The 13,156-nt window shown below is 70.2% G+C and carries 12 protein-coding genes; 7 read left to right on the top strand and 5 right to left on the bottom strand.

The features are described from left to right. The first annotated feature begins 54 nt into the window (after window positions 1-54). Window positions 55-2,511 (top strand): beta-L-arabinofuranosidase domain-containing protein, encoded by a 2,457-nt coding sequence (locus ACQP2O_RS20030; protein ID WP_433187125.1) that lies wholly within the window; start codon window positions 55-57, stop codon window positions 2,509-2,511. A 54-nt stretch (window positions 2,512-2,565) separates the two neighbouring features. Here ACQP2O_RS20030 and ACQP2O_RS20025 read toward each other — a convergent pair whose 3' ends face one another. Then, on the bottom strand, window positions 2,566-3,300 hold the full coding sequence (locus ACQP2O_RS20025) for a VOC family protein (protein ID WP_433187122.1): 735 nt from the start codon (window positions 3,298-3,300) through the stop codon (window positions 2,566-2,568). Window positions 3,301-3,324: 24 nt separating this feature from the next. Between ACQP2O_RS20025 and ACQP2O_RS20020 the strand changes: the two genes are divergently transcribed. After that, window positions 3,325-4,104: a hypothetical protein gene (locus tag ACQP2O_RS20020; protein WP_433187119.1), complete on the top strand. Its 780-nt coding sequence runs from the start codon at window positions 3,325-3,327 to the stop codon at window positions 4,102-4,104. 118 nt (window positions 4,105-4,222) lie between these two features. On the opposite strand, the gene ACQP2O_RS20015 is transcribed toward ACQP2O_RS20020, so the two are convergent. Further along, window positions 4,223-4,684, bottom strand: coding sequence for a DUF6292 family protein (locus tag ACQP2O_RS20015; RefSeq protein WP_433187116.1), 462 nt, complete (start codon window positions 4,682-4,684; stop codon window positions 4,223-4,225). A gap of 363 nt (window positions 4,685-5,047) precedes the next feature. Here ACQP2O_RS20015 and ACQP2O_RS20010 point away from each other — a divergent pair, with 363 nt between their 5' ends. From ACQP2O_RS20010 to ACQP2O_RS19995, 4 genes are all read left to right on the top strand, one after another. Then, the gene (locus ACQP2O_RS20010) at window positions 5,048-5,812 is read left to right on the top strand and encodes a GntR family transcriptional regulator (protein ID WP_433187113.1); all 765 of its coding nucleotides are present in this window, start codon (window positions 5,048-5,050) and stop codon (window positions 5,810-5,812) included. 131 nt (window positions 5,813-5,943) lie between these two features. Next, window positions 5,944-6,717, top strand: coding sequence for a GntR family transcriptional regulator (locus ACQP2O_RS20005; protein WP_433187109.1), 774 nt, complete (start codon window positions 5,944-5,946; stop codon window positions 6,715-6,717). Between the two features lie 6 nt (window positions 6,718-6,723). Further along, window positions 6,724-7,275 carry a GNAT family N-acetyltransferase gene (locus tag ACQP2O_RS20000; RefSeq protein ID WP_433187106.1) on the top strand — a complete coding sequence of 184 codons (552 nt, stop codon included), beginning with the start codon at window positions 6,724-6,726 and terminating at the stop codon, window positions 7,273-7,275. A 134-nt stretch (window positions 7,276-7,409) separates the two neighbouring features. Further along, window positions 7,410-7,679, top strand: coding sequence for a hypothetical protein (locus ACQP2O_RS19995; protein WP_433187103.1), 270 nt, complete (start codon window positions 7,410-7,412; stop codon window positions 7,677-7,679). Window positions 7,680-7,858: 179 nt separating this feature from the next. Here the strand turns inward: ACQP2O_RS19995 and ACQP2O_RS19990 are convergent, their stop codons facing one another. The 3 genes from ACQP2O_RS19990 to ACQP2O_RS19980 form a co-directional block, all read right to left on the bottom strand. Next, window positions 7,859-9,385, bottom strand: a complete 1,527-nt coding sequence (locus ACQP2O_RS19990) for a sugar ABC transporter ATP-binding protein (RefSeq protein WP_433187100.1) — start codon at window positions 9,383-9,385, stop codon at window positions 7,859-7,861. 67 nt (window positions 9,386-9,452) lie between these two features. Further along, window positions 9,453-10,259, bottom strand: a complete 807-nt coding sequence (locus ACQP2O_RS19985; RefSeq protein WP_433187097.1) for a DeoR/GlpR family DNA-binding transcription regulator — start codon at window positions 10,257-10,259, stop codon at window positions 9,453-9,455. A gap of 76 nt (window positions 10,260-10,335) precedes the next feature. Then, entirely contained in the window at window positions 10,336-11,799 is a 1,464-nt protein-coding gene (locus ACQP2O_RS19980; RefSeq protein ID WP_433187094.1) for an MFS transporter, read from the bottom strand. A gap of 130 nt (window positions 11,800-11,929) precedes the next feature. On the opposite strand from ACQP2O_RS19980, the gene ACQP2O_RS19975 reads away from it, so the two are divergent. Beyond that, a complete protein-coding gene (locus tag ACQP2O_RS19975; RefSeq protein ID WP_433187091.1) occupies window positions 11,930-13,147 on the top strand; it encodes a cytochrome P450 in 1,218 nt (405 codons plus the stop codon). Window positions 13,148-13,156 lie beyond the last annotated feature (9 nt).

The following is a 13,156-nucleotide window of genomic DNA, read 5'->3' as shown; positions in this document are numbered from 1 at the left end:
GGCGCGGGAGGGACCACCCGGTCCCTCCCGCCTCCCGTGGAAAGGAGAGAGCCGATGGAACGACGGACGTTCCTCACCCGTGGTCTCGCCGTGACCGGGGGCGTCGCGGCCGCCGGCGTCGCGAGCCCCGCGCGCGCTGATCGCCTCCCGGAGGGCGTACGGGTCCTGCGGACGGTCGAGGCCACCTCGGCGGGCGGCCACTACACGCCGAACCGCGCGCCGCTACGGCCCGCGCCCTTCCTCAAGCTGCCGCCGGGAAGCGTACGGCCGAAGGGGTGGCTGCGGCGGCAGCTCGACCTGCAGCTCGAAGGCCTCAACGGGCGTATGCCCGAGGTATCGGACTATCTGCACTACGACACCAACGGGTGGGTCGATCCCTCGAAGGGAGGCTGGGAGGAGCTCCCGTACTGGCTGCGCGGGTTCACCGACCTCGGCATCGTCACCGGCGACCCGCGCGTACGGGGCCTGACCCGCCGGTGGGTGGACGGCATCCTGGCCGCCCAGCAGGCCGACGGCTGGTTCGGCCCCGCCGTCCACCGCAGCTCGCTCGAGGGCGGCCCCGACTTCTGGCCGCACATGCCGGTCCTGGACGCGCTCCGCTCGTACGCCGAGGCGACCGGCGACGAGCGCATCACACCGTTCCTGATCCGATACTTCGGCTTCCAGAACCGGCAGTCCGCCGAGGTGTTCCGGCGCGGCTGGGGCGCGTACCGCTGGGGCGACACCATCGACAGCATTTACTGGGCCTACAACCGGACCGGGGAGGCCTGGCTCCTCGACCTGGTGCGCAAGATCCACGCCGGCTCGGCGGACTACGTCACCGGCCTGCCGACCTGGCACAACGTCAACCTCGCCCAGGGGTTCCGCGAGCCCGTCCAGTACGGCGTCCTGGCGGGCGACCCGGCGTTGCGCGCGGCGACGTACCGGAACCACGACGTGATCATGGGCACGTACGGCCAGTTCCCCGGCGGCGGGTTCGCCGGCGACGAGAACTGCCGCCCGTACTTCACCGATCCCCGGCAGGGCTTCGAGACCTGCGGGTTCGTCGAGCTGATGCACAGCTTCGAGGTCCTGACGCGGATCACCGGCGACCCGGTCTGGGCCGACCGCTGCGAGAACATCGCCGTGAACTCGCTGCCCGCCGCCTTCGACCCCGCGCAGCGCGGCACGCACTACGTCACCAGCGCCAACTGCGTCCAGCTCGACAACACCCCGAAGACGCACGGTCAGTTCGACAACGACTTCGCCATGCAGGCGTACATGCCGGGCGTGCACAACTACCGCTGCTGCCCGCACAACTACGGCATGGGCTGGCCGTACTTCGCCGAGGAACTCTGGCTCGCGACGTACGACTCCGGGCTCTGCGCCTCGATGTACGCCGCGTCCGAGGTGACGGCGAAGGTCGGAGCCGACGGCACCGCCGTCACCGTGACCGAGGAGACCGGGTATCCGTTCGAGGAGACCGTGACGCTGCGGATCTCCACGCCGCGCCCGGTCGACTTCCCGCTCTATCTGCGCGTTCCGCAGTGGTGTCAGGAGCCCGCGCTGCGCGTGAACGGTTCACCCGTGCCCGTACGGGCGGCACCGCCCTGCTATGTCGTCGTCACCCGCACGTGGCGGAACGGCGACCGGATCGAGCTTCGCCTCCCCATGCGCACGACCACGCGTACCTGGGAGAAGAACCACGGAGCCGTCTCCGTGGAGCACGGTCCGCTCACCTTCTCCCTGGCGATCGAGGAGAACTGGCGGCGGTTCGCCGGGACCACGGCATGGCCGGAGTACGAGGTCACCGCCGGCTCGCCGTGGAACTACGGCCTCGACGGACGGTCCTTCACGGTACGGCGGCGGCCGGCGCGCGGAAACCCGTTCACCCGGCGAGGAGCACCCCTGGAGATCAGCGCCCGGGCCCGCCGGATCCCCAACTGGCGGGCCGACGACGAGAACGTCATCCGGCCGCTGCAGGACGGCCCGATCAGGTCGGACGAGCCCGCGGAGACCGTCACCCTCGTCCCGATGGGCGCCGCACGGCTTCGCCTCACCGCGTTCCCGGTCATCGGCCACGGCGCGGGCGCTCGGGAATGGAAGGTCGTGCTGGTCGCCACGGCCTCTCACCTGTGGCAGGGGGACACGACCGAGGCGCTGTGCGACGGGATCGAGCCGGCGAACTCCGCCGACGAGTCGATCCCGCGCTTCACCTGGTGGGACCATCGCGGAGGCGTCGAGTGGGTCCAGTACGACTATCCGGACCCCGTCACGGCCGCGGCGACCGCCGTGTACTGGTTCGACGACACCGGACACGGGCAGTGCCGCGTCCCAACGTCGTGGCGCCTCCTGTACCGCGACGGTGACACCTGGCGGCCCGTCGACAACCCGTCCGCGTACGGCACCGCGCGTGACACCTACAACCGCACGACGTTCGCTCCCGTCCGGGCCACCGCTTTCCGGTTGGAAGCAGATCTCGCCGACGGGGTGTCCGGCGGCATCCTCGAGTGGACCATCGAACATGAGTGACGACCGCATTCCGGTCCTGCACGACTGTGCGTCGCCGGAAACCGGAAGCCGAGGTCAGCGGGGGGTGAGGAGGCAGAACTCGTTGCCTTCCGGGTCGACGAGGACCCTCCAGTGGAGGTCGGACTGGTCGATGCCGGGGTCGGTGGCGCCCAGGGTGCGCAGGCGGGCTTCCTCTGCCGCCATGTCGTCGCCGGGGTAGGGACAGATGTCGAGGTGGACGCGGTTCCAGACGGTCTTGGGGTCGGAGGTGCGGATGAACTCCAGGTAGGGGCCGACGGCCTTGGCGGAGCGCATGACCGCGTGGTCGTCGGTGACCTCGTGCAGGGTCCAGTCCATCGCCTCGCCCCAGAAGCGGGCCATGGCGCGCGGGTCGGCGCAGTCGACGACCACCGCGGCGATCGGGCCGGTGCCCTGGTAGATCGGCCGGGGTTCCAGGACGCAGAACTCGTTGCCCTCCGGGTCGGCCATGACCGTCCAGGGGACGTCGCCCTGGCCCACGTCGGCGGGGGTCGCGCCGAGCTCCTTGAGGCGCGCGACCAGCTCCGTCCGGTGGGTGGCCGAGGTGGTGGCCAGGTCGAGGTGCACCCGATTCTTGACCGTCTTGGGTTCCGGGCGGGCGATGAGGTCGATGCAGACGGCGGCGGGGTCGGGGTAGGCGAAGCCGACGGGTTCGAGGCTGGAACCGTACTCCTCACTGTCGATGGCCCAGCCGAGCGCCTCCGCCCAGAACCGGCCGAGCGCGGAGGCGTTATGGGCCTTCATATTGACCTGCACCAGTCTCGTTGCCATGCCAAGGATCGTAAAGGAGAAGCGGTGGGGATCGACTGGGTACGGATGCGGCCGGTGAGCGGCCTCTCCCCCGAACGCTGGGCGGCACTGGTCGAAGCCCAGGCGACCGCCTTCACCGCCCTCGGCAACCTGCGCGACCGGGAGTTCGACCACCTGCTCGGCGGACCGCACCCCGGCGCGGGATCGAACGAGATCGCCCAGCGGGTGAAACTCGACAGCGGCCCGGGCTGCTACCGCCGGGTAGGCTCCTTCGTCTACAGCCCGGCCCTCCCGGCGGAGTGGCGGCTGGCGGCCTTTCGCAGCTTCCTGCCCGGTGAGCTCGCCGACCATCTGCGGCGGTGGCGCACGCATCTGGACGAGGTGCGCGGCGGCGCCCATCGCGGTTACCTACGGGCCTGGTACCGCTACGACGTCACCTCGCGGTACGCCCAGGCATGGTCGCTCCTACGCGAGTCGGCGGAGCAGGCCCGGGAACGGACGAACAGGTGGGCGCTCGACCCCGAGCTGCGAACCGTCCGGGAGGAGATCCTCGCGATCCCGGCACCGATCGTCCCGCCGGCCCCGCACTGGGGCGCGGAGCACGCCTCCATTCCGCCCGGCCACGGTGATGACGAGCCCGTTCCGGTGGCACTGGCGAAGTCCTGGAACCACCGGGTTCCGCGGAAACACCGCGTATGGCTCCCCGGCCCCTGGACCTTCGAGAAGTACGTACGGGAAGCGGCGGAGGACCCGGACCTGCACGACATCCTCGACTGGATGAGCCAGGGCATCGACGAAGGCTATGGACTCCTGCTTGATTTCTAACGACCATCCGCACGCGGGTGCCCGGCGGCTGGTCGTGCGCGCGCCGGATCAGGGTCTGCTGGAGTCAAGAAACGATAAGGGCCCCCTCCGGCGGCAGACCCTTATCATCGCGTGCCGATCAGAGCAGGGCGTCCTGCGGGGCGAAGGCGGCGAGACGTTCGTCGGTGCCGTCACCGAGGTCGGCGTAGTGGCGGAAACGCGGCCGCTCCGTCGCACCGACCAGAGCGCCCTGGAACACGCACTGCATGGTGGCCGCGACCATGGCCGGCTCCGGCAGGAGATCGCCGCCGAAGCTGCGCTCCTGGTCGAGCCGGGTGCGGATGCCCTTGCGGCCGCTCACGAACCGGCCGTACCGCCAGCCGCTCATCTCGTCCCACACCAGAGCGAGCGGGACGTCGGCGTGCAGGACGCTTGACGGCCGGACCGCGAGCAAGATGGTGGCGTCGCGCGGGTCCATGGGGTCGACCCAGGACTCGGCGACGGCGATCCCGGCGGCGGTGAGCGCCGCGCAGGTGGCACCGAGGTAGTGGGCGGGAAGCTCCACCCAGTCATGCGTCCCCGGCACGGGAAGTCTGTTCATCGTCTGCTCCGTTGATGCGTTTTTGCGGACATCTGTGACCTTGAAGCTAAAAAGACAGAAAGCAGCTCAAGGCGCGATTCGAACCATTCGCCGCTGAATGCTTTCGACGCTCGTAGATTACATGAGCAGTCGCCGTTAATCGGAAACCTGAGCACGAATGACGATTTCGCAGCGAGTTGGAGCCGTCAACGGATGGGAAGAGTAATAGGTCGTACCACCGACCAGCACCCGGCCCCGGGGACACCCTCACAGAGGGGCCCCACCCGCGCCCCTCAGCGTGGTGCGAGCGCCGCGACCTTGTCAAGGGTATGGTAGGACTCGTTGGTATGTTTTGATACTCCGAGGCTGAGGGAGGCCTTTGCCGTGGTTGAGCGATCGCAGGGCCCCCGGTACCGGCGCATCGCCGACGATCTACGCGCCAAGATCGACCAGAAGGTCTACGCCGCGGACGACCAGCTGCCCTCCGAGCCGGAGCTGATGGAGGAGTACGGGGTCTCGCGCAACACCGTGCGCCTCGCTCTCAACCTTCTGGCGAACGAAGGGCGCATCGTCTCCCAGCCGGGACGCGGCACCTTCGTGCGCACCCGGACCGTGCTGAACTTCACACTGGGGGTGGAGGGGCCCGGCAGCGAGCACGATCCGGAGTACCGCTCGGAGATCGAGGCACAGCAGCGCACCCCTGGATGGGGCCCGGTCACGATGCGGGTGCTGCCCGCGACCACCGGAATCGCCGACCGGCTGCGCATCCCCATCGAAGACCTGGTGGTACTTCGCCAGATCACTCGCCAGGTGGACGGGGAGCCCGCGCTCATCCAGCGCTCCTACTATCCGCTCGACATCGCGTTGAACACCGCTCTGACGAAACAGCAGGAGATCGAGCAGGGGACCATCGCGTACCTCGCCGAACTCGGCCACCAGCAGATCGGCTATCGGGACCAGCTCCTGGCACGCATGCCCGGACCGCAGGAAACAGAGGAGCTCCGCCTCGGCCAGGGAGTTCCCGTCATGGAGTTGTTCCGGACGGCGAACTCCGCCGAGCGTTCGATCCGGCTGACACACACCATCTTCCCGGCGGACCTGTTTCATCTGGTCTACAACGTCGGAGACATCTCGCCCCAGGATCGATAGGAGCGGATCGCGCACGGGGATGACACCGCTTCCATCGCGCGATATGAAAGCTGTGGAGCGACTCCCCACGTTGCGCCCCGCCCATTCCGCTACAGGAGGGTCATGTGCATCGTCGCGACCGAATCCGACAGGTGACCGAGGAACTGAAAGGGCGCATTCGTAGCGGAGAGCTCGAGCCCGGAACCGAACTCGCCACCGAGTTCGACCTGGCCGCCCAGCATGACCTCGACGTGCAGTCGATTCGCCTGGTCCTCGCCGATCTGGCCAATCTCGGGCTCATCGAGCACTCGCCAGGCCGGCCCATCCGGGTTCGCGAGTTTCCCGCGTTCACGCTGTACGCCTCGCGGGAAAAGCCCGGTCGCGGCCCGGAGAACAGTGATTCTTACCACACGGACGTCGCGCTGCAGGGACGCCTGGCGGGCCACCAGGTCTACGTCACCAAGGACACCGCCAAAGCGGAGGTGGCACGGCGGCTACGGATCCCCGAGGGATCGGCCGTCGTGTTCCGCCAGATGTGGCGGCAGATCGACGGGGAACATTGGTCCGTCGAGACGTCGTATTACCCGCTCGACCTCGTCAAGGACACCGACCTGATGAAGCCAGAGGACATCAAACGGGGCACCATCGAGGTGCTGGCCGAGAAAGGGCACCGGCAGGTCGGCTATACCGATCGTGTCACGGCGCGTGAACCCACGCTGGAGGAGGCGGAGTACTTCGGACTGGATCCCTCCACCCGCCCCGCGATTCCGGTGATCGAACACTGGCGGACCGCGTATTCGGTCCAGCGGCCGATCCGGGTCACCCACACGATTTTGCCGGCCGACCGAAACCACCTGCTCTATGAGACCGGCGACGTGTCGGCATACCATGCGGAAGAGATCTTCCCCGGCTCCGACCACGACTGAAGCCCGGTGTTCATCGTCCGGCCCGCAACGCCCGACCAACAGTCCACCGTTCTGGCCCTGCTGGAAGACGCCTCCAGATGGCTACGGGCGAAAGGCACGGACCAGTGGGAAAAGCCCTGGCCCAGCGAGGAGGAACGCGCCGAGCGGGTACGGTCGTGCATCATCGCGCAGCGGACGTGGCTGGTGTGGGGCCCGGCCGGCGCGATCGCCACGGTCTCGATGGACGAGGAGCCGGACGGTCGCCTGTGGACTCCGCGAGAACGGCATGAACGCGCGTTCTACATCCGCCGTCTCGCGGTCCGGCGTGACCATGCCGGACAACGGCTCGGCGCCGAACTGCTGAACTGGGCGGGCACCCGTGCGGCGCTCCTCGGCGCCCGATGGGTCCGGGTCGATGTCTGGACCACCAACCGGGCACTGCATGCCTATTACCTGCGGCAGGGCTTCGTGCACGTGCGGACGAAGGACCTCGCCGACTATCCGTCCGGCGCGCTGTTCCAGCGGCCGGCGTCGCCGCAGCCGACGCCCCGGCTCCGCGAAGGCCGTCTGTCCGGTTGACGGCGACCAGCGGAAAAGGTCGCAAAACGGTAGTGGGTCCCTTACCTCCCGTTTGTACATGCTGAAACGTTGGTATGAGTCAGACGTAAGCTCGGCGACGGGACGCCGGGCCGGTCGCCGGGAGGAGCATCTAGATGATCGTCGTCGTGGCTGCGGCCGCCATACTCATACTGGGAATCGCGGTGGGCGCGATTCTCATGGTCGTAATCGCCGTCCGCCGAGAGGACCAGCGCAATGCTGGAAGACTGCCGGAACGCGCGCCCGAAGGTCTCACCCGCATGGCACGCCGAATGAACGGCCTGTACGTCAGTCGCCCGGATTCGCGGTACCGCGTCAGCCTCCACGTCGACGCCGTACTGCTGGGAGACGGAGAAGAAGCTCAGGCGGAAAGCAGCGTTTCCTGAGCGAGATCGTTCTCAACGCGGGGTGAGCGGCGCTGAGGCGGGACCGCCGGCTCCCCCACTGCATGCTGAGGCGGGACCCTAGGCTCCCCCACTGCATAGAGCGTCAGCAGCGCGGCAGGCGTCCGGGCTCGGCGGCCATGACCGCCGTGTCGCCCGGACGTGGTCCTGCCTGGTCGCGGTCAGCGATCCGATCGCTCGGCGCCGGCGGAGGCCATGGCGGCGATGATGCGGTCCTCGGTGACCTCGCGGCCGGTCAGTTCGGCGGCGACGGTGCCGTCGCGCAGGACCACGACGCGGTCGCAGCCGGAGACCAGCTCCTCGAGGTCGGAGGAGATCAGCAGGATGGCCAGGCCGGCCACGGCCAGTTCGTCCAGCAGGTCGCGGAGCTGGGCCTTGGCGCCGACGTCGATGCCGCGCGTGGGCTCGTCCAGCAGCAGGACCTTCGGCTGCATCGCCAGCCAGCGGGCCAGCAGGACCTTCTGCTGGTTGCCGCTGGAGAGCTCGGCGACCTTCTGCAGCGGTGACGTCGCCTTGATGTGCAGGCGGCGCATGAAGGTCTCCACGACCCGGTCGATCCGCGCGCCGGACACGATGCCGAAGCGGGACAGGCGCGGCAGCGCGGCCAGCGCGATGTTGTCGCGGACGGACAGCGACGGGATGATGCCCTCGGTGGCGCGGTTCTCCGGCAGGAGACCCACGCCCGCGCGGATCGCGCCGGCGATCGAGCGCCGGGGCAACGGCGCGCCGGCCACCGTGACCTGGCCGGAGTCGAGGGTCAACGCGCCCGCGATGGCCTTGGCGGTCTCCGAGCGGCCCGCTCCCAGCAGGCCGCCCAGCCCCAGCACCTCGCCCTCCCGCAGCTCGAGCGAGACGTCGGCCAGCGCGTGCCGGCGCGTCAGCCCGGTGGCGCGCAGGTAGGGCGGGTCGGCGGGGGCGTCCGCGGCCGTTTCGGGTACGGCGGACGGCATCCGCTGGAGCCGCCGTCCCAGCATGATGGACACCAGCGTGCGGCGGTCCAGCGCCGCGAACGGCCCGCTGTGCACGACGCGGCCGGCGCGCAGCACCGTCAGGCGGTCGCCGAGCCGGTACAGCTCGTCGAGCCGGTGGCTGACGTACAGCACCGCCCGGCCCAGCTCGCGCTGCTCGGCCACGACGCGGAACAGCGTCTCGATCTGCGGCGGCTCCATCTCCGCGGTCGGCTCGTCGAGGATGATCACCTCGGCGCCGGCCGTGACCACGCGGGCCAGCGCGACCAGCGTGCGCGCGCCCGGGTCCAGCGCCGCCAGCGGCCGGCGTACGTCCACGCGCAGGCCATAACGGCGGGACAGGATGTCGGTGGCCTGGTCGTGCATCCGCGCGGTGTCGATCAGGCCGAGCCGGCCGCGCGGCTCCGCGCCGGCGAACAGGTTGCGGGCGATGCTCATCGAGGGGATAAGCGTGTCGTCCTGGTGGACCGCCATGATGCCCGCGCGGCGGGCGTCCAGGGGGCCGCCGAGCCGCAGCGGCGCGCCGTCGCGGCGCAGCCGCCCGGCGTCCGGGCGATGGACACCCGTCAGGACCTTGACGAGCGTGGACTTGCCCGCGCCGTTCTCACCGGTCAGGGCGTGGACCTCGCCGCGCGCCAGCAGAAGTGAGACGTGGTCGAGGGCGACCGTGCCGGGGAACGTCTTGAGGATCCCGGCCGCCTCCAGGGCTCTGTCCGTCACGACGCACCTCCCGGTACCGCGCCGGTTCACCGCACGTGATACCACGCCGCGGCCCTCACCTGCCAGATCAGAGACGGGCGATGTGGATCCGTACGCCCCGTGCGCTCAGTTCGTGCAGTTCGTCGGGCGGCGCGTCCTCGCCCGTGACGAGGTGGTCGATGCGCTCGGGGGGCACGGTCTGCACCATGGTGTTCACGCCGATCTTGGCGTGGTCGGCGAGCACCACGACCTCCTCGGCGGCCTCGGCGAGCGCCCGGTCGGTGCCGGCCACCTGCATGTTCGGCGTGGACAGGCCGCGCTCGGCGGTGAGCCCGTTGCCGGAGATGAACACCCGCCGCATGCGCAGCCCGGCCAGCGACCGCTCCGCCGCGCTGCCGATCAGTGCCTGCACCGGGCCGCGCAGCGTGCCGCCGGTCACCACGACCTCGATGCGCGGCGAGGCCGCCAGCGCCTGCGCGACCAGGAGCGAGTTGGTGACCACCGTCAGGTCGGTGTGACCGGTGAGACGCTGCGCCAGCGCGTACGTCGTGGTGCCGGGGCCGATGGCGATCGCGTCGCCGTCGTCGACGAGCGCGGTCGCCAGGTCGGCGATCGCGGCCTTCTCCTCGCTCCCGACCTGAACCTTCTGGAGGTACGTCGGCTCCTGGGAGAGCTCGCCGGGCAGCGAGGCTCCCCCGTGGTGACGGTCCAGCAGCCCGTCGGCCTCGAGCGCGCGGACGTCGCGGCGGACCGTGACCTCCGACGACTGGACGGCCTCCGCCAGCTGGCGCAGCGAGAGGGTGCCGTTCGCCCGGAGGAGTTCGAGAATGCGCTTGCGGCGTTCGGCGGCGAAGACCGGCTTGCGACCGTCCGACGGGCCTGGGACGTCGCTCACGGTCCCCCCTGAAGGAAAAGCATCGGATGACCCGATGGTAGCCATCAGGCCCGCCGAACGGCGCATCCAGTGGGGATCAGTGCGTCTCGGCCGGTTCCGTGACCACGGGCGACGACGTGGGGGTGCCTACGCGGCGGCCGGGCAGGAAGGCGGCGACCGCGAGGGCGATGAGGGCTCCGGCCGCGGAGATCACCATGACCACCCGGAAGGCGTTCTGCGAGGGCACGGTGGCCGGGCCGAGCGTGATGGTCATATGGGACAGCACCACGCCCGCGACCGCGCTGCACATCGAGGTGCCGATCGAGCGCATCAGGGTGTTCAGGCTGTTGGCGGCGGCGGTCTCCGACACCGGCACGGCCCCCATGATCAGTGCGGGCATGGCGCCGTAGGCCAGGCCGATACCGGCGCCGATCACGCACGAGACCAGCACCAGCTGCCAGATCGCGGACATCAGGACGATACCCACCCCGTACCCGGCGGCGACCACGACCGCGCCGGCCATCAGGGTCACCTTCGGCCCCCGGGCCGCGGAGATGCGGGCGGAGAACGGGGCCGCGGCCATCATCACCAGTCCGGTCGGCGCCATCACCAGGCCGGCCGCCAGCATGCTCCGGCCCAGGCCGTACCCGGTCGCCTTGGGCAGTTGCAGCAGCTGCGGCAGCACGAGGGACATCGCGAACATGGCGACGCCGAACACGACGGAGGCGATGTTCGTGAGCAGCACCTGACGGCGGACGGTCGTGCGCAGGTCCACGAGGGGTTCCCGGGTGCGCAGCTCCCACCAGCCCCACGCGGCCAGCACGATGACGGCCGCGGCGAACAGCCCGAGGGTCAGGCCGCCGGTCCAGCCCCAGTCGGCGCCCTTGGAGACGGCCAGCAGCAGGCAGACCAGGCCGGCGGACAGCCCGGCCGCGCCGAGCAGGTCGAAGCGTCCCGGAGTGCGCACGGGCGACTCGGGCACGATCAGCAGCACCAGCACGGTGGCCAGCACGCCCATGCCGGCCGAGGTCCAGAACAGCATGTGCCAGTCGGCGCGTTCGGCCAGGAACGCTGCGGCGGGCAGGCCCAGCGCGCCGCCCACCCCGAGTGAGGCGCTCATGAGCGCGGTCGCCGCGCCGAGCCGCTCGACGGGCAGTTCGTCGCGCATGATGCTGATGCCCAGCGGGATCACGCCGGACGCCAGTCCTTGCAGGGCACGGCCGACGACCATGGGCGGCAGGGAGTCGGACAGGCCCGCCACGGCGGAGCCGACGATCAGCAGCACCAGGCTGACGAGCAGCATGCGCCGCTTGCCGTACATGTCGCCGAGCCGCCCGATCACCGGTGTGGCCACCGCCGCGGCGAGCAGCGTGGCGGTGACGGCCCAGGTCGTGTCCCCGGGTGAGGAGCCGAGCAGGTGGGGTAGCTGGGGCAGTAGCGGGATCACCAGGGTCTGCATGAGCGAGACCACGATTCCGCCGAGCGCCAGCACGGCGACGATGGGACCGGCCTTCGCTCGTGGCGGGCCGGACGCTCCGGCGGCGGTCGAAACGTGGGACATGAGGGGAACCTCCATCGGAACGGTCGGCGCGCATGCGCCTTGGCAAAATTTAAATCAATCGATTGACTTAGTCCAGCGGAGCGGGTTGACTGACAACGACGGCGACAACGAGTCGACAGGAGGACGCCCCGTGAGTCAGGTCGACGAGCAGAGGCTGGACTACCCGCTGCCCCGCCCGGCGGCGCTCGAGCCCCCGGCCGAGTGGGCGACGCTGCGCCAGCGGTGCCCGGTCGCGCGCGTGGCCATGCCGAGCGGAGACGAGATGTCGCTCATCACCCGCTACGCCGACGTCAAGCAGGTGCTGTCCGACCCGCGGTTCGGCCGCCGGCTGAACGCCCCCGACGCGGCGCGGATCACCGACACCGAGTCCGGCGGGGTGTTCAACAACGAGATGGCCAACGTGCTCCCCCAGCACGGCGAGGAGCACCTGCGCTGGCGGCGGCTCGTGGGCAAGTGGTTCACCGCCCGGCGGATGGCGGCGCTGCGCCCGCGGATCGAGGCCATGGCCGGCGGGCTCATCGACGCGATGGTGAAGAGCGGCCGGCCCGCGGACCTGAAGTCGGGCCTGGCGTTCCCGCTGCCGGTGTGGGTGATCTGCGACCTGCTCGGCGTCCCCGACTCCGACCGGGACCGGTTCGCCCACTGGTCGGACTGCATGCTCAACCTGACCCGCTACACCGAGGAGCAGGTGAAGACCGCCCAGGCCGAGTTCAACGCGTACATGGCGGGCCACATCGTCGACCGCCGGGGCGAGCCGGGCGACGACCTGCTCAGCGAACTGATCGTCGCCACCGACGCCGAGGGCCGCGGGCTGTCCGAGGCGGAGCTGGTCGCCACCGGCCAGGGCCTGCTGGTCGCCGGGCACGAGACCACCGCGAACATGATCGCCAAGATGGTGGCCATGCTGCTGGCCGACCGGCGGCGCTGGGAGGGGCTGCTGGCCGACCGGTCGCTGATCCGGACCGCCGTCGAGGAGGTACTCCGGTTCGACACCAACCTCGGGCTCGGCATGGTCCGCTACATCGACCAGGACGTCGAGGTCGGCGACACGCCGGTTCCCCGCGGCACCACCGTGCTGTGCGACATGGCCGCGGCCAACCGGGACGAGACCGCCTTCGACCGGGCCGAGGAGATGGACCTGACCCGCAGCCCGAATCCGCATCTGACCTTCGGCGCCGGAGCGCACTCCTGCCTCGGGCAGTCGCTGGCCCGCACCGAGCTGCAGACCGTCCTCGGCGTGCTGCTCGACCGCCTTCCGTCCCTGGAGCTCGCCGTCCCGGCGGAGAATCTAGAACGCGTTGAGGGACTGGTCGTCGGCGGGCTGCACAGCCTGCCGATCCGATGGTGAGGAGATGGT

The organism is Actinoallomurus sp. CA-150999, from assembly GCF_050942425.1.
Lineage (GTDB): Bacteria > Actinomycetota > Actinomycetes > Streptosporangiales > Streptosporangiaceae > Actinoallomurus.
Note: the sequence above shows the minus strand (reverse complement) of the source record. Positions and strands in the feature narration are given on the sequence as shown.

Excerpts from the sequence above, each read along its gene's own strand:
- ACQP2O_RS19980 (WP_433187094.1), bottom strand. The coding sequence starts at position 11,799 with ATGTCCCACGTTTCGACCGCCGCCGGAGCGTCCGGCCCGCCACGAGCG.
- ACQP2O_RS20015 (WP_433187116.1), bottom strand. The coding sequence starts at position 4,684 with ATGAACAGACTTCCCGTGCCGGGGACGCATGACTGGGTGGAGCTTCCC.
- ACQP2O_RS20030 (WP_433187125.1), top strand. The coding sequence starts at position 55 with ATGGAACGACGGACGTTCCTCACCCGTGGTCTCGCCGTGACCGGGGGC.
- ACQP2O_RS19995 (WP_433187103.1), top strand. The coding sequence starts at position 7,410 with ATGATCGTCGTCGTGGCTGCGGCCGCCATACTCATACTGGGAATCGCG.
- ACQP2O_RS20025 (WP_433187122.1), bottom strand. The coding sequence starts at position 3,300 with ATGGCAACGAGACTGGTGCAGGTCAATATGAAGGCCCATAACGCCTCC.